At 56.3% G+C, this 26,448-nt stretch carries 25 protein-coding genes and 1 tRNA gene; 14 read left to right on the plus strand and 12 right to left on the minus strand.

The window, feature by feature from the left end:
- The first annotated feature begins 51 nt into the window (after nucleotides 1-51).
- Complete coding sequence (locus GRX64_RS06415) at nucleotides 52-2,799, plus strand: bifunctional diguanylate cyclase/phosphodiesterase (RefSeq protein ID WP_166264878.1); 2,748 nt, start codon at nucleotides 52-54, stop codon at nucleotides 2,797-2,799.
- A 44-nt stretch (nucleotides 2,800-2,843) separates the two neighbouring features.
- Here GRX64_RS06415 and GRX64_RS06420 read toward each other — a convergent pair whose 3' ends face one another.
- The 5 genes from GRX64_RS06420 to GRX64_RS06440 all read right to left on the minus strand — a co-directional run bounded on the left by GRX64_RS06420 (nucleotide 2,844) and on the right by GRX64_RS06440 (nucleotide 6,669).
- On the minus strand, nucleotides 2,844-3,167 hold the full coding sequence (locus GRX64_RS06420) for a YqcC family protein (RefSeq protein ID WP_166264880.1): 324 nt from the start codon (nucleotides 3,165-3,167) through the stop codon (nucleotides 2,844-2,846).
- A gap of 35 nt (nucleotides 3,168-3,202) precedes the next feature.
- Nucleotides 3,203-3,997 (minus strand): ParA family protein, encoded by a 795-nt coding sequence (locus tag GRX64_RS06425; protein ID WP_166264882.1) that lies wholly within the window; start codon nucleotides 3,995-3,997, stop codon nucleotides 3,203-3,205.
- A 69-nt stretch (nucleotides 3,998-4,066) separates the two neighbouring features.
- Complete coding sequence (hda, locus tag GRX64_RS06430; protein WP_166265042.1) at nucleotides 4,067-4,762, minus strand: DnaA regulatory inactivator Hda; 696 nt, start codon at nucleotides 4,760-4,762, stop codon at nucleotides 4,067-4,069.
- Nucleotides 4,759-5,316, minus strand: coding sequence for a CDP-alcohol phosphatidyltransferase family protein (locus tag GRX64_RS06435; RefSeq protein WP_166264884.1), 558 nt, complete (start codon nucleotides 5,314-5,316; stop codon nucleotides 4,759-4,761). Before GRX64_RS06435 ends, hda begins: the two co-directional genes overlap by 4 nt.
- Nucleotides 5,317-5,346: 30 nt before the next feature.
- Entirely contained in the window at nucleotides 5,347-6,669 is a 1,323-nt protein-coding gene (locus tag GRX64_RS06440) for a DUF2066 domain-containing protein (RefSeq protein ID WP_235937544.1), read from the minus strand.
- A gap of 218 nt (nucleotides 6,670-6,887) precedes the next feature.
- On the opposite strand from GRX64_RS06440, the gene purM reads away from it, so the two are divergent.
- The 3 genes from purM (at nucleotide 6,888) to GRX64_RS06455 (ending at nucleotide 9,566) form a co-directional block, all read left to right on the plus strand.
- Nucleotides 6,888-7,955 carry a phosphoribosylformylglycinamidine cyclo-ligase gene (purM, locus tag GRX64_RS06445; RefSeq protein ID WP_166264887.1) on the plus strand — a complete coding sequence of 356 codons (1,068 nt, stop codon included), beginning with the start codon at nucleotides 6,888-6,890 and terminating at the stop codon, nucleotides 7,953-7,955.
- Nucleotides 7,949-8,608, plus strand: coding sequence for a phosphoribosylglycinamide formyltransferase (gene purN / locus GRX64_RS06450; RefSeq protein ID WP_166264890.1), 660 nt, complete (start codon nucleotides 7,949-7,951; stop codon nucleotides 8,606-8,608). The genes purM and purN overlap by 7 nt, the downstream gene beginning before the upstream one ends.
- A gap of 118 nt (nucleotides 8,609-8,726) precedes the next feature.
- A complete protein-coding gene (locus GRX64_RS06455; protein ID WP_166264893.1) occupies nucleotides 8,727-9,566 on the plus strand; it encodes a DUF3108 domain-containing protein in 840 nt (279 codons plus the stop codon).
- Nucleotides 9,567-9,602: 36 nt separating this feature from the next.
- On the opposite strand, the gene GRX64_RS06460 is transcribed toward GRX64_RS06455, so the two are convergent.
- The 4 genes from GRX64_RS06460 to dcd all read right to left on the minus strand — a co-directional run bounded on the left by GRX64_RS06460 (nucleotide 9,603) and on the right by dcd (nucleotide 12,453).
- Nucleotides 9,603-10,871, minus strand: coding sequence for a valine--pyruvate transaminase (locus GRX64_RS06460; protein ID WP_166264897.1), 1,269 nt, complete (start codon nucleotides 10,869-10,871; stop codon nucleotides 9,603-9,605).
- 260 nt (nucleotides 10,872-11,131) lie between these two features.
- Nucleotides 11,132-11,208 (minus strand) — tRNA-Arg (locus GRX64_RS06465).
- A gap of 33 nt (nucleotides 11,209-11,241) precedes the next feature.
- Nucleotides 11,242-11,841, minus strand: coding sequence for a YjaG family protein (locus tag GRX64_RS06470; RefSeq protein WP_166264901.1), 600 nt, complete (start codon nucleotides 11,839-11,841; stop codon nucleotides 11,242-11,244).
- A 45-nt stretch (nucleotides 11,842-11,886) separates the two neighbouring features.
- The gene (dcd, locus tag GRX64_RS06475; RefSeq protein ID WP_166264905.1) at nucleotides 11,887-12,453 is read right to left on the minus strand and encodes a dCTP deaminase; all 567 of its coding nucleotides are present in this window, start codon (nucleotides 12,451-12,453) and stop codon (nucleotides 11,887-11,889) included.
- Nucleotides 12,454-12,750: 297 nt separating this feature from the next.
- Between dcd and GRX64_RS06480 the strand changes: the two genes are divergently transcribed.
- Both GRX64_RS06480 and GRX64_RS06485 read left to right on the plus strand, forming a co-directional pair.
- Entirely contained in the window at nucleotides 12,751-13,539 is a 789-nt protein-coding gene (locus tag GRX64_RS06480; RefSeq protein ID WP_235937545.1) for an esterase/lipase family protein, read from the plus strand.
- Nucleotides 13,539-14,966 (plus strand): WS/DGAT/MGAT family O-acyltransferase, encoded by a 1,428-nt coding sequence (locus GRX64_RS06485; RefSeq protein WP_166264911.1) that lies wholly within the window; start codon nucleotides 13,539-13,541, stop codon nucleotides 14,964-14,966. The genes GRX64_RS06480 and GRX64_RS06485 overlap by 1 nt, the downstream gene beginning before the upstream one ends.
- A 150-nt stretch (nucleotides 14,967-15,116) precedes the next feature.
- Here GRX64_RS06485 and apbC read toward each other — a convergent pair whose 3' ends face one another.
- A complete protein-coding gene (apbC, locus tag GRX64_RS06490) occupies nucleotides 15,117-16,217 on the minus strand; it encodes an iron-sulfur cluster carrier protein ApbC (RefSeq protein ID WP_166264914.1) in 1,101 nt (366 codons plus the stop codon).
- 137 nt (nucleotides 16,218-16,354) lie between these two features.
- Here apbC and metG point away from each other — a divergent pair, with 137 nt between their 5' ends.
- The 8 genes from metG to nth are packed head-to-tail and all read left to right on the plus strand — an operon-like array spanning nucleotide 16,355 to nucleotide 24,451.
- Nucleotides 16,355-18,388 (plus strand): methionine--tRNA ligase, encoded by a 2,034-nt coding sequence (gene metG / locus GRX64_RS06495; RefSeq protein WP_166264917.1) that lies wholly within the window; start codon nucleotides 16,355-16,357, stop codon nucleotides 18,386-18,388.
- A 21-nt stretch (nucleotides 18,389-18,409) separates the two neighbouring features.
- Nucleotides 18,410-18,991 carry an electron transport complex subunit RsxA gene (rsxA, locus tag GRX64_RS06500; protein WP_166264920.1) on the plus strand — a complete coding sequence of 194 codons (582 nt, stop codon included), beginning with the start codon at nucleotides 18,410-18,412 and terminating at the stop codon, nucleotides 18,989-18,991.
- Between the two features lie 15 nt (nucleotides 18,992-19,006).
- Entirely contained in the window at nucleotides 19,007-19,585 is a 579-nt protein-coding gene (gene rsxB / locus GRX64_RS06505) for an electron transport complex subunit RsxB (protein ID WP_166264923.1), read from the plus strand.
- The gene (rsxC, locus tag GRX64_RS06510; RefSeq protein ID WP_166264925.1) at nucleotides 19,585-21,381 is read left to right on the plus strand and encodes an electron transport complex subunit RsxC; all 1,797 of its coding nucleotides are present in this window, start codon (nucleotides 19,585-19,587) and stop codon (nucleotides 21,379-21,381) included. The genes rsxB and rsxC overlap by 1 nt, the downstream gene beginning before the upstream one ends.
- The gene (gene rsxD, locus GRX64_RS06515) at nucleotides 21,378-22,430 is read left to right on the plus strand and encodes an electron transport complex subunit RsxD (protein WP_166264928.1); all 1,053 of its coding nucleotides are present in this window, start codon (nucleotides 21,378-21,380) and stop codon (nucleotides 22,428-22,430) included. The genes rsxC and rsxD overlap by 4 nt, the downstream gene beginning before the upstream one ends.
- 5 nt (nucleotides 22,431-22,435) lie before the next feature.
- The gene (gene rsxG / locus GRX64_RS06520; protein ID WP_166264931.1) at nucleotides 22,436-23,065 is read left to right on the plus strand and encodes an electron transport complex subunit RsxG; all 630 of its coding nucleotides are present in this window, start codon (nucleotides 22,436-22,438) and stop codon (nucleotides 23,063-23,065) included.
- Between the two features lie 14 nt (nucleotides 23,066-23,079).
- Nucleotides 23,080-23,796: an electron transport complex subunit E gene (locus GRX64_RS06525; protein ID WP_166264934.1), complete on the plus strand. Its 717-nt coding sequence runs from the start codon at nucleotides 23,080-23,082 to the stop codon at nucleotides 23,794-23,796.
- Nucleotides 23,797-23,809: 13 nt separating this feature from the next.
- Nucleotides 23,810-24,451, plus strand: a complete 642-nt coding sequence (gene nth, locus GRX64_RS06530; RefSeq protein WP_166264937.1) for an endonuclease III — start codon at nucleotides 23,810-23,812, stop codon at nucleotides 24,449-24,451.
- 55 nt (nucleotides 24,452-24,506) lie between these two features.
- Here the strand turns inward: nth and GRX64_RS06535 are convergent, their stop codons facing one another.
- Nucleotides 24,507-25,079, minus strand: coding sequence for a chalcone isomerase family protein (locus tag GRX64_RS06535; RefSeq protein WP_166264940.1), 573 nt, complete (start codon nucleotides 25,077-25,079; stop codon nucleotides 24,507-24,509).
- Nucleotides 25,080-25,265: 186 nt separating this feature from the next.
- On the minus strand, nucleotides 25,266-26,273 hold the full coding sequence (gene rpoS, locus GRX64_RS06540) for an RNA polymerase sigma factor RpoS (RefSeq protein ID WP_166264943.1): 1,008 nt from the start codon (nucleotides 26,271-26,273) through the stop codon (nucleotides 25,266-25,268).
- Nucleotides 26,274-26,448: the final 175 nt, after the last annotated feature.

Consider the following 26,448-nt stretch of genomic DNA (forward strand, 5'->3'; position numbering starts at 1 on the left):
ACGTGTTCGTTATGGAACAGAGGCAACACCGCATGACAGGCAAGGATACCCGTGAAAACCACTGAGCATCAGCGATCTCCTTTGTCTTGGTTCGCGACAATCGGCCATTGGGCGGTATTTATCGCGCTTGGCACCCTAAGCGCATTGTTTGTTACGCCCGGATCCAATATACCGGCCTTATGGTTGGCATCCGGTTATGGCCTGGCGCTGCTACTGCACGCGGGCCCTCAGGCAATGGTCACGACCATTATTGGGACACTGTTGGCAGTGATTGCCCAGGTCGTACTAATTCCTGCTGCTGCGAACCCAACTGGCCTATTATCGCTGTTGGCACTTTTTGCCTACGGCATTATCACACCCCTGATAACCTGGTGGACTTATCACAAGGCATCCAGGCACTCATTGCCTTTGGTCAGCTATGTGGCGTTCCTCTGGCTGCTAGGGACACTGATTCTGGCGTCTGTACTGGCAACACTGCCCCTGTTACTGGCCGCATTCCTGGGACCGGCGTCTGCTGCAGCGTCCGACACGCTGTTGCTTCAAGGCGCCTTTGGCGCTTTTCTTGGCAGCCTGATTATCGCCCCGACGGTGTTGGCTCTGGCAAGAAAACCGTCGCCAAGGCAACTATTTTGGCGCCCTCTGGAGTGGCTTGCCTGGGTGTGTGGACTCGCCTTTGTGGTCGCCATGGCAGCCCATCAACCCACCCAAACACTCTTCTTACTACTGCCCCTGATGACCTGGGCCGCCACCCGCTTTTCGCTGCCAGGCGCCATGTTGGCCATCGGTGTTGCCGGCCTGAGTGGACTGATCTGCTCGATCATGTCATTACCCGCGGGTGACGCCGATAGCCGCTACCTGCTGTCAGAAACCCTGATCGCGATGATGGTGGCAGCGTCCTGTTATGTCCGCGTGTTACTGGAGGACCGTGAGCGGATTGAAAATGGGCTGGAAGCCGAGGTGGAGGAACGAACCCGCGAATTGCAGCTCACGAATTACGAATTAAAGGACGAAATATTTGTCCGCCAGCAGGCCGAGAAGTCATTCCGCCGCTCCTCTCGCCACTACCGGGCTCTGTTCGAAACAGCCGGCAATCCAATCATTGTTATTGACGATAAGATCAAGGTCCGTCAGTGGAACGGTGCAGCCGAGGCTTTATTCGGCTATAGCCGTGACGAAGCCGTTGGCCGCAGCTTAACCGACACGTTTATTCCTTCAACACAAAAGGATGAACTGACCTGGAAAATTCTCAAGGTGCTCAACACAGGTCTGACCCAAGATACCATTGAGACAGAAATCCGCGACTACAGTGGCAGCACCCACATTATTCTCTGGAACCTGAACCGGCTCCATGAAGACGAAGATGACGGTCGGGCTCAGATGATTTTGATCGGCCAGGACATATCGGAAATCAGACGCACCCAAGACCAGTTGCATTACTTGGCGCATTACGATGTCCTGACGGATACCGCCAATCGTCGTCTGTTCGAGGATCGTTGCCGCCGTGCCATCACCAGTTCACTGCGGCATGGTCACCATTGCGCCCTGATTGGACTGGATATTGATCACTTTAAACGGGTCAACGACACCCTTGGTCACGACGCTGGCGACCGACTGCTTCAGGAACTGGCCCGCCGACTCAGGAACAGCTTACGGGAAGAAGATACCATCGCCCGCCTGGGCGGTGACGAATTCGCGGTACTGTTGAATCAGGTTAACGGAGCCGAAGGCTGCGATAAGGTCGCGCGGGCATTACTGGATGCCATAACCCAACCGATCGAGGTGCCGGGCGGCGAGCTGGTGATCACATCCAGTATTGGCATAACGTTGGCGCCGGAAGATGGCAACACTTACGAGGATCTGCTGAAGAATGCCGATATGGCCATGTATCGAGCCAAAAAAGCGGGCCGCAACAACATCCAATTCTTCTCCAGCGATATGAATATTGAGATGCAGCGCCAAATGACGCTCGAGCGCGAGTTACGGGAAGGCATCAAAATGGGTCAGATGGAACTGCACTACCAACCCATTCTCTGCGTGAAAACCGGACGCATCTCTGGGCTCGAAGCGCTCCTGCGCTGGAACCATCCCACCAAAGGCCTGCTGTCGCCCCAGGACTTCATCGACGTCGCAGAACAAACCGGCCATCTCCAGACTCTTGGCGAGTGGGTATGCCACAACGCCTGCCTTCAGGCTCGCGCGATCCAGACCATGAGCGGCTCCCCGATCACGATCAACATCAATCTATCCTCTCGCCAATACAATCACCCCAGACTGGCCGACCAACTCGATCGGATCATTAATGAGACCCGAATCGACCCGGCGCTGCTGCTGATTGAAATCGACGAGCGCACACTCTCCGACCGTCTGGATGAAACCGCCAAAACCTTACAACGACTCAAACAGCTAGGGTTGGGGCTGGTACTGGACCGATTTGGCAGCGGCCTATCCTCACTAAGGCTACTCCGGGACCTGCCGTTCGACCAGGTCAAGATTGATCAGCATTTACTGCACCACGCACCTTATGAGGAAAATACCGGCGCCATCGTTCACACCCTGATCAACCTGGCCAGACAATTGTCACTGACCGTTGTGGCGGCAGGCATAGAAACGGCTGATCAGGATTCGTTCCTGAGAAAGGCCGGCTGCCACTTGGCACAAGGTCACCGCTTCTGCCCCGCGGTATCCAGTGAGGAACTCGCAAGTCTGTTCCATCGACTTAAGGGTGGCCACTCATTGCTGCCGGCGGACCAGTATACTTTGCCCCTACCGGGTGACGCGTCTTTCGGCCACGACGCCTGAGTCCTGTCATGAGCCCAAGACACACAAGGGCGTTGAGTCCGGCCCTACTTGCCTGACAGCAGGCGATCCATAAGCTTAAGCTCCTGCACCAGGGCCCCACCAGAGTGCCTCCGTGCCTGAAAATACTCTTCGGCCATCGGTGCCATACCAGACACCTGAGGCAGTGTACGACCCTGTTCAACCAGCACCTTCATCTTGGGCAGAAAAATGAACTGAAGCCATTCGGTGAATTCCAGTGTATCGACACAGAACGGCTTATCGCTCTGCAATGCCGAGGGCATCGGGGTCTCCGTGGCCCAGACCGATAAACGCCTCAATTCGGCCTCGATACGAAGCAAACTGTCAGCGACTTCATCGACATTCTGCATGGCATGTCTCCGTTCCAATAACATTCCCACAGAGTTCAGACCAGTGGCGCCAACTGCACGGTTTCCCCCTGAAGGTGACGGAATAGGTCAACATACTGCTGTGTCAGCGTGTGTTTAGGCGCAAAGTGAATCAATGGCTGGCCCGCCTGGTGGGACTCCTTCATTTTGACGGAACTCGACAAACGCACAGGCAATACCGGCAAGCCTTCTTCAATCAACTCAAGCACCAACTGGCGAGGCAGCGATGCGCGGGCCTGAAACTGGTTCGCGATGATCCCTTCTACCGCCAGGTTCTCGTTGTGGTCTTCCTGCAAGTCGCGAATTTCGTTCAACAGGCTATACAGCGCCTGTCTGGAAAAGTCGTCACAATCGAAGGGAATCAGGCAGCGTTCGGCAGCGATAAGCGCAGAACGAGTGTAAAAGTTGAGCGCCGGTGCGGTATCGATATAAATTTCATCGAAATTCTCACCCAGTTTCTTAAGCGCTTCACGCAATTTGTAAATCTTGTGCTTCGCCTCAAGCTTACGCTCAAGGAAGTCCAGCTCCGGGCTGGAAGGCAACACAAACAAATTATCGAAGGGTGAGGCATGCACAAATTCGTCTGGTCGACGATTGAACACGGTGAACGCCACGGTTTGTTCCAACAGGTCAGCAACCGTGTCACGCAACGCACTGGCAGGCTTGCCCAACAAGTAGTGGGTAGAATTACCTTGTGGATCAAGATCAACGACAAGGGTCCGGTTACCACGAGCCGCGCTGATTGCGGCCAGATTGCACGTGATGCTGGATTTTCCAACACCGCCTTTCTGATTGAATACCACTCGTCTCATATCGCCCTCTGGCTTTCCAGTCCTGAAAATATCTTGCACGCACCCATGCGAATTGTCGCCAAGGACGCATTACCAGGCCATTACCGACTTCACGAACGGAATGGTTAGTTTTCGTTGTTCCCGTAACGAGTTCTCATCCAGCCTGTCGAGTATGGCCAACAGTGCGCCCAGCTTTCGAGGCGCTCGCCTCATAATGAATGTCGCTACATCATCACTCACCAACAAGCCCCGCTTCTCGGCCCGCGCACGCAATATTTTCAGCCGGTCATCGTCACGATAAATTCCCAGTTGAAGCAGCATGCCATGCTGCAACCGCGACACCAGATCTTCAAGTTCCAGACTACACGACCCAGGCGTCTCCCGAAGACTGATGATCAACGAGTGCCCACGGTCCAGTACACGATTGTACAGATGGAATACGGCTTCTTCCCAGTCTGGCCGACCTGCAATAAGATCGAGATCGTCCAGGCCGACCAGTGAGGGGTATTCGAGACCGTCGAGCGAATCGGGGCCGAAGCGCAGCAACTCCTCCAAGCTCAAGCAAACAGCAACATCGCCTTGATGCTCGACCTGATGGCAAGCTGCCTGGAGCAGGTGGCTTTTGCCGGTATCTTCATCCCCACACAGCAGCACCACGGGCTGCACCCGAGTGCGACACAATTCAGCCAGCCGGATGGCTGCGGTCGCATTCCGGTCGCCGTGAAAGTTATCAAATTGGGCGTCGTCACTCAGACGTACGCCCAGGGTTAGCTGCGGGCTGGTCATCCCTGCTTTGAGCGCCATGCTCGTCCCGTCCAAGTGATCACATAATGCAACCCGCTGACAATGGCTGAAACGGCCACCAGGTCAATGCCCAACGGCAACACCCAAGGTTTCATCGGCAGCCCTGCAAGTAACATCACGATTGCCAGCACCACGACAATCTGAATCAGTGTGTTCAACTTACCCAGCAGGCTGGGTTGCAGTTCAAAGCGACCGACACCGTAATGGAAGGCCAGCCCACCCACAACAATCAGAAGGTCCCGCCCCAACACCACGAGGAAAAGCCAGCCAGGGAGGACACCCGTCCAGGTCAGCATCAGGTAAGCGGTTATCAGTAACGCCTTATCCGCCAACGGATCGGCAATGGCTCCCAACCGTGACCGCCAATTGAACTGGCGCGCCAGGAAGCCATCAAAGCCGTCGGTAAGGGCAGCGGCAAAAAATACCAGCAATGCTAAGCGATACTGAGCTTCCAGCAAGGCCATGGCGAACGGAATAATCAGCAGCACCCTCAAAAAGGTCAGTGCATTGGGAATCCAGCGCCATTGCTCTGCCATGCTTATAACTCCGCTCCAGTCGCCAGCAAATTAATTTGAGGGTGCACCCGTTTGGATAACCGAGCTGCCTTGCCACCGATATTTCAAGGTCGGATAGAGAGATTCGAAGGTTTGCTCCGCCAGCTCTTGGTCTTGTTCAATATCAAGAGGTCGATATTCGAACAAGGTGCCTTCGTTGGTTGCTGGCGCCTCGGATACTTCACCATCCGGCATGCCGCTCGGCGTTGCCGCAACCGAGCCTGCGGCCGGTTGAATGGCTGACTGGGTGCCCTCCGAACCGTTACCGGGATCATTTGGTTTTGTTGGTTCTGTTGACGCAGCCACTTCCACAAAGCGCTGATCCAGTGCGATGTATTGCTCGACCTGTGATAGCTCGCCTGAAAACGCCACCTGAACCATCATCTGATTGGCGGTCACGCGCACCGGGAACGCTCCCAATACCGGAGTCATTTTAGTCAGGGCAGCCTTAACCTCGGCGTAATCTTGCAGGGATTGTACTTCGTCGACCAGGATCTCCACCGTCGCGGAGTCTGCCACTTGGCCCGCCGCGACAGCATACCGGCCTGCCAGCATATCCGCCCAGGCACCCACAATAGCCCGAGCCAACTGTTCCTGACTGGTGGCTGAAACCGTTTCATCGCCAGTGCTAAAACCGTTACCCTCAAGCCGCCAAGCCGCCTCCCACTGATCACCACGCCGACTGATTTTAACCACGGTCAGCAGGTCATGGCCAATGTCCGCCGAAGCCTGTTTTACAGGCTCCATAAATTGCCCCCAGACCTCGGATAAAGTGCGGCGATCGTTGCCACCCTTGATCGGCGGCAGGGTCAAAGGAAGGCCGCGATCCGCCGCTGCGCGAGCGAAAATCACACCCCAGTCCCGGGTGCCTCCCGTGGACTGCTGAGCCGCCTGACGACTCACTAACTGTCGGCCTCCACGGTCTTCCACCGCAATCCAGGCCAGCGTGAGTGGCCGGTTCGCACCCCACACAGGTGCGTCAATCGACGCCAGGGCACGATTGACCCCAACGGCACCAAACGACATGGCCAACTGATCCTGGCCCCCAGCTTCCTGCGCCCGCAGAAACTGATAAGACAGCACCAGCCTTTGAGCATCAGCCAGAAGCGCTTGAGCGCCTTCGCGATTCAGCAACTCACTGTCGCCAGAGACCCGCAACATTACCTGCTGAAGACCGCTGGCATAACCTTGCTTCAGGTCATCGGGTGCCGAACTGGCAACAGGAACCTGCGCGGCATAGAGTCCCTCGACCGTTACGGCCATTGCCGGAGCGCAGGCTCCAGACAGGACTACAAACACCACCAGAGCTATTTTTCGTTTCAGTCGAGCTGTCATTAACTTGGACCACCCTGCAATTCGCTGGAATGGCGCATAGGATACACCAAGGCCCTGACGCTGAGTAGCCGACCGGCCGATTGGGCATCGCATAATGACAGTTTGGTAAGCTCCGCCAATGGCCACGACTATGGGAACCGCCAATTGCATTTGGAGCGCCCTTCCGCACCTGTTAAAATCCTGCGCTTATCTACTTGGCCAAGGCGGTTAACCATACCATGAGCGAACAGAAACCCTCCCTCACGTATCGCGATGCGGGTGTCGATATCGATGCTGGCAACGAACTCGTGAATCGAATTAAGACCACCGCAGCCCGAACGCGACGCCCTGAGGTGTTGGGCGGCCTGGGGGGATTTGGCGCTATGGTATCCATTCCCACTGGCTACAAAGAGCCGGTGTTGGTCTCCGGCACCGACGGGGTGGGCACCAAACTCCGACTTGCCATGCAACTCGGCAAGCACGACACCATTGGCATTGATTTGGTCGCCATGTGTGTCAACGACCTGATTGTGGGCGGAGCTGAGCCGCTGTTCTTCCTCGACTATTACGCCACGGGTAAGTTGAATGTTGATATCGCCGCGAAAGTTGTGGATGGCATCGGCACTGGCTGTGAGCTGTCTGGCTGCGCATTGGTGGGCGGTGAGACCGCTGAAATGCCCGGCATGTACGAAGGCGATGATTACGATCTTGCAGGTTTTTGCGTTGGCGTGGCTGAACGCAGCAACATAATCGATGGCAACCGCGTGCAATCCGGCGACGCATTGATCGCTATTGGCTCGTCTGGCCCCCACTCGAACGGCTACTCACTGATCCGTAAGATTCTTGACGTCAGCCAAGCTGACCTTGATCAGCCGATTGGTGATGCCACGCTGGCCGAGGCATTGCTGGAACCGACGAGAATCTATGTCAAAAACATTCTCCAACTGATTAAAACAGTGGATGTTCGCGCGCTCTCTCACATCACTGGCGGCGGCCTGCCGGAGAACATTCCCCGGGTGCTGCCCAAGGGCTCCTGTGCGGCGATCGATACTCTAAGCTGGAAACTGCCCGACGTTTTTGAATGGCTGAAACAAGCTGGCGGCGTTGCCGATACTGAAATGTACCGCACCTTCAATTGCGGCATTGGCATGGTCGTCTGTGTGCCTGAGGAGCAAGTATCCCTTGCCCTTGATACGCTCAACGCATTAAACGAAAACGCCTGGCTCGTTGGCGCCATTGAGAGCCTGCCGGATCAAACGGCGGATGCAGAGGTGCGCTATGCGCCGGGACTGATCAAGGCATGCTGAGTCAGGACATTACAGCGCCGCGCATTGTCGTTCTGGCCTCGGGTAATGGCAGCAATCTTCAAACCCTGATTGAAGCCACCCGAAGGCCGGAGTTCCCGGGCAGCGTTGTTGCGGTTGGCTGCAACCGCCCCCACGCCTTTGCTCTGGAGCGCGCAGCCCAGGCGGGAATAGAAACGTTTGTGGTGGACCACACCCAATTCGACTCACGGGCTGAATTTGATACAGCCTTGCGAGCGGAGATTGACCGCCACACGCCCAATCTGTTGGTCCTGGCCGGATTCATGCGCATTCTGACCACGGAGTTTGTGCGCACTTATCACGGCATCATGCTCAACATACACCCGTCTTTGCTACCGAAATACCCGGGGTTGAACACGCATCAGCGAGCACTTGATGCTGGCGATGACATACACGGCGTGTCGATACATTTCGTCACGGAAGACCTTGACGGTGGCCCCGTGATAGCCCAGGCGGAGGTACTGGTGGCCCCGGGGGATACAGCAGACTCGTTGGCAGACAAGGTGCGTGAGAAAGAACATCTCCTTTACCCCATTGTTGTGCGGTGGTTCTGTGAAGGCCGCCTGCAGCTGTCGGGCGACACGGTGCAGTTTGACGGCGAGCCAATGCCCCGGCCGTTTTACCTGAAGGACTGACCAACGCACTTGGAGGCCCCCGTCTCGCATTACCGAAGCGTCATGCCGATACATGCATCGGCAGGCTACACTCACTAGCGATAATGGCACCCAAGGTCACTTGCGACGAGGAAGCTACATGACGGCACGCCCGAAATCACACCGGTGGCTATGCGCCTCCATGTTACTGACCCTGGCATGGGCGCCCACCCTGATCCGGGCCCACACAGATTCCGACTCCGGGCGGGACGGGACTGAAAGCCAGAAAGCGCTGCCATTACCGGCCTTAACGGAGGCGGCGGCAGAGCGCGCTCCTGCCACGCCAGATAATACTGCCACCATCACCCTGCATTCCGCTCAATCCTCCTACAGCGCCGCCATTGACAAAGGGCTCGCCATCAACGGCAGTGCAAAGCGCATCTTGCAGCCGCAACCGGATGGAACCTGGCTGTATCAGTTCAAAGTCGACTCTTTCATTGCAGATATTGACGAGTCAGTTCGGTTTCGCTGGCAGGACAACCGGGTGATTCCGCTGAAGTATCGGTACAAGCTGTCGGGTTTCATGATTAAAGATCGGGAGCGGGCCATAAACTATGACTGGAACACTATGACCGCCAGCGGTCATTATCGTGGTAAGGCATTTAAAATGGACCTCAAACCAGGGGCGCTCGACCCTTTGGGTTATCAACTGCAGCTCATGCAGGACATCAAGGCGGGCAAAACCAGCGTCCACTACAGCGTGACCGACAAAGGAAGCTATGACGAAGACCGATTTGCCGTTCTCGGAGAGGAAGTGCTGACCACCAGACTGGGCCAACAGCGGACAATTAAAGCGGAAAAAGTCCGAGATCCGGACAGCAAGCGGACAACTCTACTGTGGTTTGCGCCGGAACTGGATTACCTACTGGTCCGATTGGTGCAGACGGAAACCGATGGCACCCGTTATGAAATTAACGTCAGAGATGCCGATATTCGTTAGGTAAGCCCAGATCCCCCATACAGGTTTGTCAAACCATCAGGGTTTGGCCTCGTCCCAGACCCGGCCGACTTCGTCCGCAATAATCCTCAGGCCTTCTGCCACACGGTCGTCGTCCTGCGAATAGGTGATCCTGAGACACTCGTGACGGTGCTGCCAGTCATCGTCTGGCAGGCCCGGAAAGAAATAGTGACCGGAGACCACCAACACTCCACGCGCTTTTAATCTCTGATAGAGCGCCAGGCTGGTGATCGGCAGGTCCGGAAACCAGAGCCATAAAAACATGGCGCCTTCCGGCTTATGCGCATACCAGCGACATCGATCCCCCATGGCCTCGGTGAACACCGACACGGCCCGTTCCATCTTGGCTTTGTAAAACGGACACACGACGTCCCGACTGAGCGAGAGTATGTCACCGCTTTGAACCAGAGGTTGGGCCAGCATCGCCCCGAAGCTGCCGGTGGCCAGGTTCATGATCGCATTAATGCTGGACAACGCTTTAATGATAGGCGCGTCGGCGATCACGATGCCCGTGCGTGCGGCAGGCAACCCCAGCTTGGACAGGCTCAGGCACAAAATGATCTGTTGGTTCCAGTGCGGCTCTGCGTCGACAAACAACAGGCTGGGAAACGGAGTGCCATAGGCACCGTCGACAATCAATGGAATATCGTGAGACCGGGCCAATGCCTCCAGGCGCGCCATTTCTTCATCTGTCACGACATTGCCCGTGGGGTTGGTTGGGCGTGACACACAAATAGCCCCTGTCTCACCGGTTACCTCGAGTGCATCGAAATCGACTCGATATTTAAACTCATGGGCGCCGGTAAAGGATATATCCGGCCGCACCGCCCGAAACAGGTCCGCGCTCAGGCCAGCATCGGCATAGCCAATATACTCGGGCGCCAACGGAAGGAGAATGTGCTTGTGGTCGCCTTGCCCATAGTCCCCGCCGAACATATTGAACAACATAAAAAACGCCGCTTGGCTGCCATTCGTCAACGCCACGTTCTCGGGCGTCAGACCCCAATCGTATTCCGCATTGAGCAGTTCAACCAGGGAAGCGATAAACTGCTTTTCACCTTGCGGGGGATCGTAGATACCAACCAGACGACGGGTCGCGTCAGCATCACGGCTAATGTTGCCCAATATGGTTTGCAGTCGCGCCTGAACTTCCGGGATATGTCCGGGATTGCCGCCGCCCATCATGATCATGTCGTTGCCGGAAGACAGGGCGTTGCCGAGATCGTCCATCAACGAAGTGATACCGGATTCAGCGGTAAACTTGTGGCCAAAAGCGGAAAGTTTCATGGGTTAACCATTGTTGTTTGACTGCATCGCGATTGAAAGCGCGGCCGAGCCCTTATTACGGAGTTACCGGATCACGTAGTTACCAGGTCACAGAGTGACCGGAACACGCCGTTCCGACGTCCCCCAGCACACGGTGCACCTCGGCCAGCTTTGTGCTCCGGCCCAGCGCCCGCTTCGGTCGAGCCTCTTTCGGCTTCAGCGCTGTCGGACCTGGCTCTAACCGCAGCCTTATGTCTCAATAAGGTCGTGCTTAGTCAAAATGGCGCGGCTGGAAGGATTCGAACCTCCGACCACCTGGTTCGAAGCCAGGTGCTCTATCCAGCTGAGCTACAGCCGCAAATTTGATGGATGACTATCAGTTTAGTCGGAATCAGTCATTGAGCGATATGCCCAGGTTGCTGATACCCTCGTTGCCCGCTCGTGCCTTCATATTGGCGACAAACTGTTCCGTCGGGGTTCGTTGACGCTTCATGGACAGCAACATATCCCGTTGAAAAGCCTTGTCGATTTTCATCAATTCGTGCTGATCCAGCAACTTGACCAACTCATCGTCTTCCAGCTCTTCACCTTCAGTGACTTCAATAAAGTTCATCACCGTGCCCATGGCCCATTGAGAAGCCTCGGACGCGCGGTGGCGATCGGGGTTGAGGCGGTTCAGCAACGCCTGCTCCAACAGACGGCAAAAATCGAACGCCGGGTACACGCCGTACATGTCGTATTCATCCACATCCGGAGACAAACTTTCAAGTTTTGCCAGCATCTGGGGCAACGCAGCTTCTGTCGTTTGCTCTTGCAGAGTATCCCACGCCAAATCCAGAAGGTGGCGCATTTTTGCGCCGCTTTTCATTCCAATGGCGTCAGAAAACAGAGCGTAATTGGGAAAAGCCCGTTCGGCAAGTGCCAGCAGGAAGGCACACTCTCGCCAGCCCTGCAATTGCTCGACCGCTTTAAAAAATTGATTGGCGTTCAAACCAACCCTCCTTGCCCTGTGAATAACCAGAAGTCGAGTACACGACTATGTGCGAGGCAGCGTTACCCCAGTCTGTCCCAGGTATTTTCCACCCCGATCCTTGTAACTGGTCTCACAGACTTCATCGGATTCGAAGAACAACATCTGCGCTACGCCTTCATTGGCGTATATTTTCGCCGGCAAATTGGTGGTGTTGGAGAACTCTAACGTGACCTGACCTTCCCACTCCGGCTCCAACGGCGTGACGTTTACAATGATGCCACACCGTGCGTAAGTGGATTTGCCCAGGCAAATCGTGAGAACACTGCGTGGAATTCGAAAATACTCCACTGTGCGAGCGAGAGCGAACGAATTCGGGGGAATGATACAGACATCGCTGGTGATGTTGACGAAGCTGTTGTCGTCGAAATTTTTTGGGTCCACCGTGGCGGAATGCACATTGGTGAAAATTTTGAACTCATTGCTGCACCGTACATCGTAGCCATAGCTGGACGTACCGTAGGATATGACCCGGCCCTTGGAGGATTCTCGAACCTGGCCGCTCTCAAACGGCTCGATCATGGCGTGATCCTGTGCCATACGACGGATCCACTTGTCGGATTTTATGCTCATTTGTGCAGTCTCATCATGAATTCAAAGAGGTGTCCCGAATGGGGGACGCGTATCTTAACGCCAGCGCACATCGAACACAAAACAGCCGTGCACATTCCACTCAGCCCACCCCGACACCGCTGACTGCAAGTCTCCTTCAATACGGCCAGCAAGGCCTGTTTCGTTGACTCTGGCGTTCTGGTCTAGACTGACAACATCAGGCGCCTGTTTTTACGGGCGACAATGGCGATGAACATCCGCCGGCGTCGCAATCCGAGCAGTCAGACAGTGCCTTTTTCTAAAAGGATTCCGATGGTGATGCCAAATAACGTACGAGCACCTTCCAAAGCCCTGTTTATCACAGAACCCAGCCGATCGATGACGGAGTTTGGCTTACTCCCGCTGGGCCTTCCACTGATACTGGCGGCCCCACGGGGCGACGGTCATCCCGTGATGGTTTTTCCTGGCATGGCGGCGAGCGATTTGTCCACGATCACTCTGCGTACGGTGCTTGCCAATAAGGGCTACCGAGTTTATGGCTGGGACCAGGGCCGCAACTATGGTTCTGAGGAGTTGATGGACCCACTGCTAAGCCGGTTGTCGTGGATCCGGCAAAAACACGGTGCGACGGTGAGCCTGGTGGGCTGGAGTTTGGGCGGCATCTATGCCCGCGAACTGGCCAAGCTCGCCCCGCATGATGTCCGGTGTGTGGTTACCCTGGGCAGCCCCTTCAAGGGGCCCTCCAAGGCCTCCAACGTTTGGCGCATCTACGAAATTTTGAGTCGCAACAAGGTTCAAGATGACGCCGACCCGCGGTTTTCGGTTACCCCGCCAGTGCCCACCACCGCCATCTTCAGCCGCAGCGATGGCATTGTGGCCTGGCAATCCTGTGCCGAGAAGCCGGGGCCCAAGGTTGAGAGCATTGAGGTGGTGGGCAGCCACGTAGGCCTCGGCCACAATGCGTTATCACTCTACGCCATCGCTGACCGCCTGGCTCAGCCGGAACACAGCTGGGCCCCCTTTTCGCCCCGTGGGGTCCGACGCTGGCTCTATCGCAACCCCTGGCGAGACGGCGAGTCCCGCAACGCAGTAGAAGGACAGGTTTGATGCAGCAACTGAGCGGTCTTGACACAACATTCCTGAATATTGAAAGCAATGCGTGCCCCATGCACGTGGGTGGACTGGTCATTTTGGAGCCACCTACCCCCAAACCGGAAGACGGTGGTTTTGGGCAGATATTCAGACATATTGAAAGCCGCCTTGACCTGATCCCCCCACTGAGACGACGACTGGTCAGTTCACCACTGGGTCTGGACCACCCCTACTGGATCGAAGACCCGGATTTCGATCTGGTGCACCATATCAAGCATCGTGCCCTGCCAAGTCCGGGCGACAATGGCAAACTCACCGACCTGGTGTGCGAACTCGCCAGTACCCGGCTGGATAGAAATCTGCCATTGTGGCAAATAAACTTCGTTGAAGGCCTTCAGGATGGCCGGGTTGCCGTCATTACCAAGATGCACCACGCCGCCATTGATGGCATTTCCGGCGCCGAAATTCTCGGAAATTTACTCGACCTGAAGCCCCAACCCGCCTCTGTCACAGAACCGGATACCCGCTGGCGGCCGGATGCTATTCCTTCGCTTGCCAAACTTGCCGGCCTGACAACAAAATCGTTAGCCCGGCGGCCTGGAAAAGCCGTACGCCTGATCCGCGACACCTGGCCATTCCTTGTTTCCTCTGGCCATGCCTTGTGGCAGCAACGCAAACTGTCCGGAAAGTTCACCGACCTCGTTACATTGGCGCCACGCACGCGGTTTAACTGTAAGATTTCCGCCCGGCGATCATTTGCATTTGGTTCCCTGGCGCTTGATCGGGTCAAAACCGTCAAGAATGCCTTCGGCACCACCGTCAACGATGTCGTGATGGCGGTATGCGGAGCGGCTTTGAGAACGTATCTGGATGAAAAAGCCGAGTTACCTGAAAAACCGCTGGTTGCGGGCATACCCATGTCAACACGCACCGATGAGCAAAAAGGCGCTGCCGGCAATCAGGTGACCTTTCTACGGGCAACGCTGCACACCGACGAGGCGGACCCCGTTGTCAGGCTGCAGAAAATCAGCCGGGAAATGGCCATTGCCAAGGAGCGCATGCGCGCGGTACCGGCCAATCTGATGGGCGACTGGGCCCAGCTACCGGCTCCGGCCCTAATGGCTCAGGCTGCCCGCCTGTACGAAAACTTCGCCATTCAGAACTACCACACGCCAGCGTTCAATGTCGTCATTTCCAATGTGCCAGGTCCCACCGTGCCGCTGTATTTTGGTGGTCTGAAAGTCCTTGCACACTACCCGGTCAGCATCCCGTTTCATGGCGCTTCTTTTAACATCACGTTCATGAGCTATTGCGGCAACCTGGACTTCGGACTGACGGCCAATTACGAGAGCGTGCCCGACATCGAGCATTTTGCAGAACTGATGGACACCGCGCTGGCATCCCTGGTGGAGCGAGCCGAGACTGCAGCGATGGTCAGCTAGCCCGCTTGCCACACAGCACGCAATCCAGGCACCCGCGAGGCGGGTCATTACTAACTCTCGCGTCCGGTGCCCGGGGATCATGTTGACAGCCAGCCAGCGGCCGCAGACTGGCGCCGTCTGTGGCTTTCAGACCATCAGGACACGACTGCCTCAGTCGTCACTCATCGAAACACTGGGAATGGGGGAACTGAAATTGCGGGCACGCTGGGACAAGGTTGCGCCCACTCGTCGGGCAATATCCCGGTAGCGTCTTGCTACTTCCGAGTCCGGCTCCGCCACGACGGAGGGGGTTCCACTGTCGGTCTGCTCCCGAATCGTCATATGCAGGGGCAACTGGCCCAGCAACGTGGTGTCGTAGGCTTCCGCCACGCGCCCACCGCCGCCTTCGCCAAAGAGGTGTTCCTCATGACCGCAATGGCTGCAGATGTGGACGCTCATATTTTCGACCACGCCCAGCACCGGTATCTCCACTTTGCGGAACATTTCTATGCCCTTTTTGCAATCCAGCAAGGCAATGTCCTGTGGCGTGGTCACAATGACCGCGCCGGTGACAGGCACTTTTTGCGCCAACGTCAGCTGTATATCACCCGTGCCCGGTGGCATATCCACAATCAGATAATCGAGCTCATGCCAGAGAGTCTGTGTCAGCAATTGCTGCACGGCACCGCTCACCATAGGGCCGCGCCAGACCATGGGGGTTTTGTCCGTCACCAGAAACGCCATCGACATGGCGTAAATGCCGTGGGCGGGTACGGGTATAAAGTATTTGTCCTCTTGGGTATCCGGGCGCTGGCCTTCCGGAATCCCCAACATCATGCCGACACTCGGGCCGTAGATATCCGCGTCCAGGATGCCCACACGGGCCCCTTCCTGACTCAGCGCCAACGCCAGGTTGACGGCCGTGGTCGATTTGCCAACGCCACCTTTGCCAGAGGCAACGGCAATAATATTCTTCACCCCGGCGATTGATTGCAGATTGTTCTGAGCCTGATGGGCACGAATATGCTGACGGACATCAACGACTACGTCAGTCACACCGTCCACATCCTCAAGCGCGTTCCGAACGAGTTCCTTGAGCGCGCCGGCAATGCCCTGGGAGGCGTATCCCAGCTCAACCGACAACGTCACCCGCCCCTCCCCGTCTGAAGCCAGAGACTTAACCGCCCCCATCTCATAGAGGTCCTGCTCAAGGTAGGGATCACGGTACTGACGTACCGCCATTTCGAGGGCTTGCTGGGAAATTGGCGTCATGGAACTCTCCACACAGGTAAAAAAACCATTTACGGTCACGAAAATCGGGCTGGCCGGATGAAAAAAATGCGTCTGGAAGGTATCATCTGTGCCCGCTTCTGGCCATAACCATCCATGATCAAGGTTCGGACATTAACATGACGCATGCGAGCTCACTGAAACAACGCGATATCCTGGTGACCAGCGCCCTGCCCTATGCCAACGGGCCAATTCATCTCGGACACCTGCTGGAATACATTCAGACCGACATCTGGGTGCGTTATCAGAAGCTGCGAGGCCACAACTGCCACTATGTGTGTGCCGACGATGCTCATGGTACTGCCATTATGCTACGGGCAGAGCGAGAAGGCATCTCCTCCGAAGAGCTGATTGCCCGTATCAACCAGGAGCACCAGGAAGACTTCAGCGGGTTTCATATCCGCTTTGACAACTACTACACCACGCATTCCGAAGAAAACCGCACGTTCTCCAGCTACATCTATAAGCAGCTGCAGGAAAACGGTCATATTGCGACCCGCAAGATCACGCAGGCGTTCGACCCCGAGAAGAATATGTTTCTCGCCGATCGTTTTATCAAGGGCACGTGCCCCAAGTGCAAAACGGAAGACCAATACGGTGACAATTGCGAGGCCTGCGGTGCGACTTACACCCCAGCAGAGCTGATCAACCCCCGCTCGGCTGTGTCCGGTGCGACCCCGATTGAAAAAGAGTCCGAGCACTACTTCTTCCGGCTGCCTGAGTTTTCCGACTTCCTGAAAGCCTGGACACGCAGCGGCACCCTGCAGCCCCAGGTGGCCAACAAGTTGGCAGAATGGCTCGATGCCGGGCTCCAGGAGTGGGATATCAGCCGCGATGCGCCCTACTTCGGTTTCGAAATCCCCGATGCGCCGGGCAAGTACTTTTATGTCTGGCTGGACGCCCCGATCGGGTACCTGGCCAGTTTTAAAAATCTGTGTGACCGAGAAGGCATCGACTTTCATCATTTCTGGAAACCTGATTCCACTGCCGAGGTCTACCACTTTATCGGCAAGGACATCATTAACTTCCATGCCCTGTTCTGGCCCTCCATGCTCCACAGCGCCGGATACCGGACACCCAGTGCCATTTATGCCCACGGGTTTGTCACCGTCAACGGCAAGAAAATGTCCAAGTCCCGGGGCACGTTCATCATGGCAAGGACCTACCTCGACCATTTGAATCCAGAGTATCTGCGCTACTACTTTGCGGCCAAGCTCACCGGCGGCGTCGACGACATGGACCTGAACCTGGAGGATTTCGCCTTTCGCGTGAATTCAGACCTGGTCGGCAAGGTCGTCAACATTGCGAGCCGCAGTGCCGGGTTTATCACCAAACGTTTTGACGGCCAGTTGAGCCACGTCACCGAAAACGAACTGATGAAAACCTTTGTTGCGGCCGGCGATGAGATCGCTGAACTCTACGAGACCCGAGAATTCGGGCGTGCCATGCGGCGCATCATGGAGCTGGCGGATACCGCCAACCAGTATGTCAACGACGAGCAGCCCTGGGTGATCGCCAAGCAGGAAGGCCAGGACGACAAGCTCCAGGCGATCTGCACCAATGCCCTGAACATGTTTCATCTTCTGATGACCTACCTGGCACCGGTGCTGCCCAAAACGGCTGAAGCGTCAGAAGCGTTTCTGAACGCATCACTCGACTGGAATAATCGCGCCACTCGATTGGAAAACCACAGCATCCAGAAATTCAGCCCGTTGATGAGCCGGGTCGAGATGCCACAGATCGACCAGATGCTCGAGGCCTCCAGGGACGAGATGCCCGCTGCGGTGGGTGACAAGCCCGTTGAAACCCATGCCGACCCTATTGCCGATGAAATCGAATTTAGTGACTTTGCCAAAGTCGACCTCCGGGTCGCCGAAATAGTAAAAGCGGAGCATGTGGAAGGCGCGGACAAACTGTTGCGCTTGACACTGAACATTGGTGAAGGTGAGCGCAATGTCTTTGCCGGCATCAAGTCCGCTTACACGCCGGAGCAATTGCAAGGCCGCCTGACAGTGATGGTTGCGAACCTGAAACCGCGTAAGATGAAGTTTGGACTGTCGGAAGGGATGGTGTTAGCGGCGGGTCCCGGCGGCAAGGACATTTTTATCCTGTCGCCAGATTCCGGGGCAACTCCCGGCATGCGGATTATGTAGCGCGGGCAACAGCGAGCGATTATGTCTGAATACCTGCTTATTCTGGTCAGCACTATCCTGGTCAATAACTTTGTGCTGGTCCAGTTTCTCGGCTTGTGCCCCTTCATGGGGGTATCCGGGAAACTGGAGACTGCCATGGGCATGTCGCTCGCGACCACGTTTGTCCTCACTCTGGCCTCGGTTTGCAGTTACCTCGCTTACACCTACCTGCTGGAACCTTTGGGCCTGGAGTTTCTCAAAACCATTACCTTTATTCTCGTGATAGCGGTGGTGGTTCAGTTCACCGAAATGGTGGTCCGCAAAACCAGTCCGCTGCTCTATCGGGTACTCGGAATTTTTCTGCCCTTGATTACAACCAACTGCGCGGTGCTGGGGGTGGCACTGCTCAATCTCAACCGTCACAACAATTTTGTGGAGTCCGTGCTCTATGGTCTGGGGGCGGCTGGCGGCTTCTCACTGGTGCTGGTGATGTTTGCTGCCATGCGGGAGCGCATCGCGGTATCCGACGTCCCAGTGGTGTTTCGCGGCGCCTCCATTGGCCTGATTACCGCGGGGTTGATGTCACTCGCGTTCCTGGGTTTCACCGGCCTGGTCAGCGTGTAAGGGAGTGATAGCCTCATGTGGATGAACATTCTCATTGCGGTGGCCGTTCTGCTCACCATGGCGCTCATCTTCGGCGGCATCCTGGGCTATGCCGCCGAGCGATTCCGGGTTGAAGGCAACCCATTGGTTGAGCAGATCGACTCTCTGTTGCCACAAACCCAATGCGGTCAGTGTGGCTTTCCGGGCTGCCGACCGTACGCCGAATCCATCGCCCAGGGTGATGCCATCAATAAATGCCCACCGGGTGGCGAAGGCACCATCAAGGCGCTGGCCGACCTGCTGGACATTGAACCCCAGCCACTGGATGCCGAGCATGGGGTGGAGCAGGACAAGCGGGTCGCGGTCATTCGCGAAGACGAGTGCATCGGTTGCACCAAATGCATCCAGGCCTGCCCAGTCGATGCCATTCTTGGCGCCGCCAAACATATGCACACGGTAATCGAAAGCGAGTGCACCGGTTGCGACCTCTGTGTTGAGCCCTGCCCGGTAGATTGCATTGATATGGTGACCCTGGAGCCGGACATTCGGAACTGGACCTGGAGCCCACCGGGTCAGTCCATCATAACCACCGATCGTCAGGGAGCCCATGCGTAATGCGCAAGCTTTGGGATTTCTCCGGTGGTATACACCCACCCGAGCATAAACATCAATCAACCACTCGCCCCATTCAACCGGCCGGGCTGCCGGACATCCTCATTCTGCCGCTGCAACAGCACATAGGCTCGCCTGCGGAGACCCAGGTGGCGGCGGGCGACAGGGTGCTCAAGGGCGATTGCCTGGCTGGGGCCATCGGCACCATGGGCGTGCCGGTGCACGCGCCCACGTCCGGCACCATCGAATCGGTATCGAAACATCCTGTGCCGCACCCCTCTGGCATGGTGGACTGGTGCATCACCCTGAAACCGGACGGCGAGGACTGCTGGGGCGAGCGACTGCCGTTAATCAATTATACCCGCCACGAGCGCACCGCCGTACTTGGCAGAATTCGTGACGCCGGCGTTGTCGGACTGGGCGGGGCGGGGTTCCCAACCAATATCAAACTGCGCCCGCCGCGTCGGGACAAAGTCGATACACTGATCCTGAACGGCGCGGAGTGCGAGCCCTACATCACCGCCGACGATATGTTGATGCGCGAGCACGCAGCCGATGTTGTATCGGGTCTGAACATCATGGCCTGGTTGCTGCAACCCGAACGCTGCGTCATCGGGGTTGAAGACAACAAACCGGAGGCGATAGCGGCGCTTCAGGCGGCCGCCAAAGACACATTGATTGATGTGGTGGTGATTCCGACCAAATACCCTTCCGGCGGTGAAAAACAGCTGATCCAGATTCTGACCGGCCTCGAAGTGCCCCACAATGGCATCCCTGCAGATATTGGCGTGATGTGCCAGAACGTCGGCACCGCCGTGGCCGTTTGCCGCGCCGTTGTTCACGGCGAGCCGCTGATATCCCGCATCACCTCGGTGACCGGCGAGGCCGTCAGCAATCCAGGGAATTACGCGGTGCGGCTGGGCACCCCGGTGCGCTATCTGCTCGACCAGGCCGGGGTGGACGCGCAGCGACTGGAGCGCCTGGTGCTGGGCGGGCCGATGATGGGGTACACCCTGCAAAGTACCGACATTCCAATCGTAAAGACCACCAACTGCATCATCGCCGCGGCCAGGGGTGAATTGCCAGAGCCACCCCCGGAGCAACCCTGCATACGCTGTGGCGCCTGTGCGGAAGCCTGCCCCATGGCGTTGCTGCCGCAGCAACTGTTTTGGTACAGCAAAGCGCAAGAATTTGAAAAAGCGGAGCATCAGAATCTGTTCGATTGCATTGAATGTGGTGCCTGCTCCTATGTTTGCCCGAGCAGCATCCCTCTGGTTCAGTACTACCGCTTCGCCAAGGGCGAAATTCGTACCCAGCGCGCGGAGCACCTTAAGGCCGATCGCGCACGGGTGCGATTTGAAGCTCGTCAGGCGCGCCTGGAACGCGAGCAAGCTGAGAAGGAGGCCCGCCGGCAGGAGCGCGCCCGTGCGGCTGCCGAAAGCCAGCTTCAGAAAAAACAGGCGGCGCAATCGGCACCGTCAGACGACCGGGCTGCGCGCGCTGTCGCGGTGCAGCAGGCACTGGCCCGAAAAAGTGAGCAAGTCAAAGCCAAGTTCCCTGCCGCGACGGTCGATGGCAGCGAAACGCCCGACTTGCAGGTTCTGGAGCAACAACGGGACCAGGCCCGTGAAAAACTGGCAACCATGAAAACGATGCTCGCCGATGCCCGAACGGCGGACGCTGACAACGTCGATAAACTGGAACGGGCAGTCACAAAAAATATAGAGCGTGTCAAACGGGCTGAGGACGCAGTCAAAGCCGCTCAGCCACCGGCAACGGACACCACGGAACAACCATGACCCTACGACAGCAATCTTCGCCACACACCCGGTCCGCCCGCTCAACCTCCCGGGTCATGCTTTGGGTCATACTGGCCACCCTCCCCGGCCTTGCCGTTCAGACCGTGTTTTTTGGCTGGGGCAATCTGATCAACGTGATCTGGTGTGTCGCCCTCGCCATCGTCGCCGAGGCTGCAGTGCTGAAGCTCAGGCAGCGACCGCTGGCGTTCTGCCTATCGGATAACACCGCGGCTGTCACCGGACTGCTGCTGGGCCTTGCATTGCCCCCGTTAACCCCTTGGTGGGTGTCATTGGTAGCGGTATTCGCCGCGATTGTTATGGCCAAGCAACTTTATGGTGGCCTTGGCTCCAACCCTTTTAACCCGGCCATGGTGGGCTATGCCCTGGTGCTGGTCTCGTTTCCTGTGGCCATGACGACCACCTGGGCGGCACCGGCCGGTCTGTGGCACAGCGCACCCGGTTTTACCGAAACGCTGGGCCTTATCCTGCACGGTCAACACTCGGTCATCGATGCCTACACCATGGCGACGCCTCTGGACGTCTATAAGCACGACATAGGCAGCCTGATCGCCGAAGAAGTCAGACAACACCCGACGTTTGGTGAAGGCGTGGCGAAGGGCTGGGAGTGGGTGAACGCCGCGTTTTTGGCCGGCGGTATCGGCCTGATTGCGCTCCGGATCATCACCTGGCACATTCCAGCCAGTGTTCTGGCAGCACTCGGTATCATGAGCCTGGCCTTCGGCAGCAACGAAGACCTTCATGCCCCACTGACACTGCATCTGTTGGCGGGGGCGACCATGCTGGGGGCCTTCTTTATCGCCACCGATCCGGTATCGGCGGCGACCAGCCCTCTGGGCAAGCTGATTTATGGCGCCGGCATCGGCGTTCTGCTCTATGTCATCCGTACTTGGGGCAGTTACCCGGACGCCGTTGCTTTCGCGGTTCTGCTGATGAATTTTGCGGTGCCTTTCATCGATCACTACACCCCGCCACGAACCTACGGCCACCGCAAGGCCCGGCGCGGGATTGCAACCAAGGCGTCGGGGTAATCACGGTGGCTATTAAACGCTCAATCATTCGAAACGCTCTGGGACTGGGGCTGTTTGCAATTATCACTGCGGGCATCATTGCCGTGACTCAGGCGGTAACAGCCGAGCGAATCGCCGAACAGACCCGCAAAGCGGAAGCGGCAGCATTGTTCGACATCATTCCTGAGCGGCAACACGACAATGACCTGCTCTCTGATACCGTGACCTTGCCACCGTCGCCACTATTGGGCACCGGTGATATTGGCCACGGCTGGGTCGCTCGCCAGAATGACCAACCGGTAGGTGTTATCCTGCCGGTCATGGCCCCAGACGGATACTCTGGCAACATTCGCTTGTTAGTGGGCATTGGGCACGACACCCAGGTACTGGGTGTGCGAGTGACGAGCCATCGCGAGACGCCCGGACTTGGCGATAAAATCGAGCTCCGAAAATCCAGCTGGGTGCGCACTTTCGATGGCCGCTCATTGGGCGATCCCGCCCCCGAACAATGGACCGTTGCCAAAAATGGCGGCGCCTTTGATCAATTTACCGGAGCGACCATTACGCCTCGGGCGGTGGTCAAGGCCGTCAAAAAAGCTCTGATCTATTTTGATAACCATCAAGGTACGCTCCTGTCTGATACGAGCAACCAATAACCGGACCTCACGCAATGGCTACAAAAACGAACGCTGAGATCATCAAGGACGGTCTTTGGACCAATAATCCCGCCCTGGTGCAGGTACTGGGACTTTGCCCCTTGTTGGCGGTCACCAGCACGGTGGTGAATGCGATTGGCCTTGGGCTTGCTACGTTGATGGTGCTGGTGGGCTCCAACCTGGCGGTATCGCTGATCCGGAATTTCGTGTCGGAATCGGTGCGGCTACCCGCCTTTGTGATGATTATTGCCTCCTATGTCACCTGCGCTGAATTGCTGATGCAAGCCTACACCTACGAGCTGTACCAGATTCTCGGTATTTTTATCCCGCTGATCGTCACCAATTGCGCCATCCTTGGCCGCGCCGATGCGTTTGCCTCCAAGAACGCTCCCGGACCTGCCATTCTGGACGGCATCATGATGGGCGTTGGTTTTTTGCTGGTACTGATGGTGCTTGGGGCAATGCGCGAACTGCTGGGCCAAGGCACCCTGTTCGCCGGCATGGACCTGCTGCTGGGGCCTGCGGCCGCCGACTGGGTCGTCAGGCCCATTGCGGAATATCCAGACATGCTGTTCATGGTGTTACCGCCAGGCGCATTTGTCGGGCTCGGCCTGCTCATTGCGATCAAGAATGGCATCGACCAGCGTATAAAAACACGGCAACTGGCCCGCGCCGACGTAGCCGGGCCGACTGGATCCAAACGAGTTCGGGTAACAGGAAACGTGTCGTAATGACGGTAAAGACATGAACAAACAGAAACGAATAGAAATTTTTGAACGGTTACGCGCGGCGAACCCAACGCCAACGACAGAACTGGCCTACAACTCGATATTTGAATTACTGATTTCGGTCATTCTCTCGGCTCAGGCCACCGATGTGGGCGTCAACAAAGCCACCGCCAAGCTGTACCCAGTCGCCAACACACCAGAGAGCATTTTGGCGTTGGGCGTAGACGGCCTGAAAGACTACATCAAGACCATTGGCCTGTTTAACAGCAAGGCTGAAAATGTCATCAAGACCTGTCGCGCGCTGATTGAACATCATGGCAGCCAGGTTCCGGATACCCGGGAGGCTTTGGAAGCCTTGCCGGGTGTCGGGCGCAAGACCGCTAATGTGGTGTTGAACACCGCATTCGGTCAACCGGCGATGGCGGTGGACACTCATATATTTCGAGTCGCCAATCGCACGGGCATTGCTCCCGGCAAGAATGTACTTGAAGTGGAAAAGCGACTGATGCGTTTGGTGCCCAAAGAATTTCTACTGGACGCCCATCACTGGCTTATTTTGCACGGTCGATACACCTGCACCGCCAGAAAGCCCCGCTGCGGGGCGTGTATCATTGAAGATCTTTGTGAATTCAAGCACAAACGGGACTACCTGGAATAACTCGGCATTCAACGTAAAGGCTGCAGGCCGGACAAGACCTGCAGCCTTACCCGGCTTAACGCTGGCCGAGCATTTTCTCTTTCAGATCCTTCTGGGCTGGCTGCTCCGACAACCAAATACCGAACAGCGCTTTTTTAAACTCAAGGCCAGCAATCTGGCCTCGTTTGTTGCCATTTTTCATGACCTTGACGCCCGCAGCCGGGACGTAGACCAGGTCAAATACGTCACCCTCTTTTATTTCTTCTTCGAAAACCTTCATGAAAGTGTCAATTTCAGCTTTGATCGGCGCGGTATTGCCGCCGGTCGAGTTTTCGAAGCCTTCCATGGTCGCCGAGACCATACGCTCACTGGTGATCATGCCTGAGATAATGTGCAGAGTGATCGCCTGGGGCTCATCGGCTTCAATAATTTTCTGAGCGTCACCGCTGGTGTTGGACACATACAAACCGCCAACATACAGGTCCATAAACCATTTCGAGCGCGTGCCCGCACCTTTTAACGTCAGCTCTGAGCTATCGGCTGACAGGGTGTCCGGTACATCGACGCCTTCAATCGTAAGAGCATACGCAGGTGCGCAGAGGGCTGCCGTTAATAAGCAGGCTGACAGTGTTGATAGGGCCTTGTTCATCGTCCATTCCTTTTGATTCGTTATTATTACGTTGTGTTTACTGCACTAACGGTCGACACCTTGTTCCACGTTAGCGACCCGATTTTATCAGCCCACTCAGTCACTCAATATAACCTGGTTCTCATTTGGCAAAGCACAAAAAAACCGGTCAGCAAAACTGACCGGTTTTTTTGAGGAGCGACAGGATTATTTAAAAAGCATACTTCCGGACAGCCCTTCCTTCTCCAGAATCTCGCGCAGGCGGCGTAACGCTTCCACTTGAATCTGACGAACTCGCTCGCGAGTCAAGCCGATTTCCTGCCCGACTTCTTCCAACGTACTGGTCTGGTACCCTCGCAAACCAAAACGTCTGGACAGTACTTCCTGCTGCTTGTCACTGAGCTGGTCAATCCAGTTTTCAATACAGCTCCGCATATTGTTATCCTGCAACTGATCCGCAGGGTCTTGCGCCGCTTCATCGGCCACTGTATCCAGTAAAGATTTTTCACCACCGCCGCCGATCGGCGTATCAACCGATGCCACCCGCTCGTTCAAGCCAAGCATGCGTTTTACATCCGAGACCGGCTTGTCAACCATCTGCGCAATCTCTTCCGCTGACGGTTCATGGTCAAGTTTCTGGGTCAGTTCCCGCGCTGCGCGCAAGTACAGATTTAATTCTTTGACCACATGAATCGGCAGCCGGATGGTACGGGTCTGATTCATTATGGCCCGCTCAATAGTCTGACGGATCCACCAGGTAGCGTAGGTCGAGAACCGGAAGCCACGTTCCGGATCGAACTTTTCCACCGCACGAATCAGACCCAGGTTACCCTCTTCAATCAGGTCGAGCAGGGTTAACCCTCGGTTAACATAGCGGCGCGCAATTTTAACCACCAACCGCAGGTTACTCTCAATCATGCGTTTGCGGCCGGAATCCTCTCCCTTGCGGGCGAGGCGGGCAAAATAGACTTCTTCTTCTGGTGTGAGGAGTGGCGAGAAGCCAATTTCATTGAGGTAAAGCTGAGTGGCATCTAACTGCTTTTGAGCGCCAAAATAGCGCCCGGTGGCACTACGGGAGGGAAATTCGGGTTTTTCCACTCCACCATCGGCAACCGGAGTGTCCTTCTCCTCGGCTTCGGCCGTTACAACGTCATCGTCTGAATCTTCGGTGTCTGAAACACGATCTATAATGAGCTCTTCATTTTCTGCTGACATATTCCTAGCCCCGCCTTGCAATGACCCTTTATTTTCAGCCCACTGGTTTTTATTATCGTGAGCGCCTGCTGGTTCTTATGTCGAATTTCTTTTATCAGGACGTTTTTCGGGCCAGTCGTCTCACGACTGACTTGTTATTATTAGTTTTGCTGTCCAAGTCACTCATTGCTTCAGT

The organism is Marinobacter caseinilyticus (genome assembly GCF_011074955.1).
Taxonomy (GTDB): domain Bacteria; phylum Pseudomonadota; class Gammaproteobacteria; order Pseudomonadales; family Oleiphilaceae; genus Marinobacter; species Marinobacter caseinilyticus.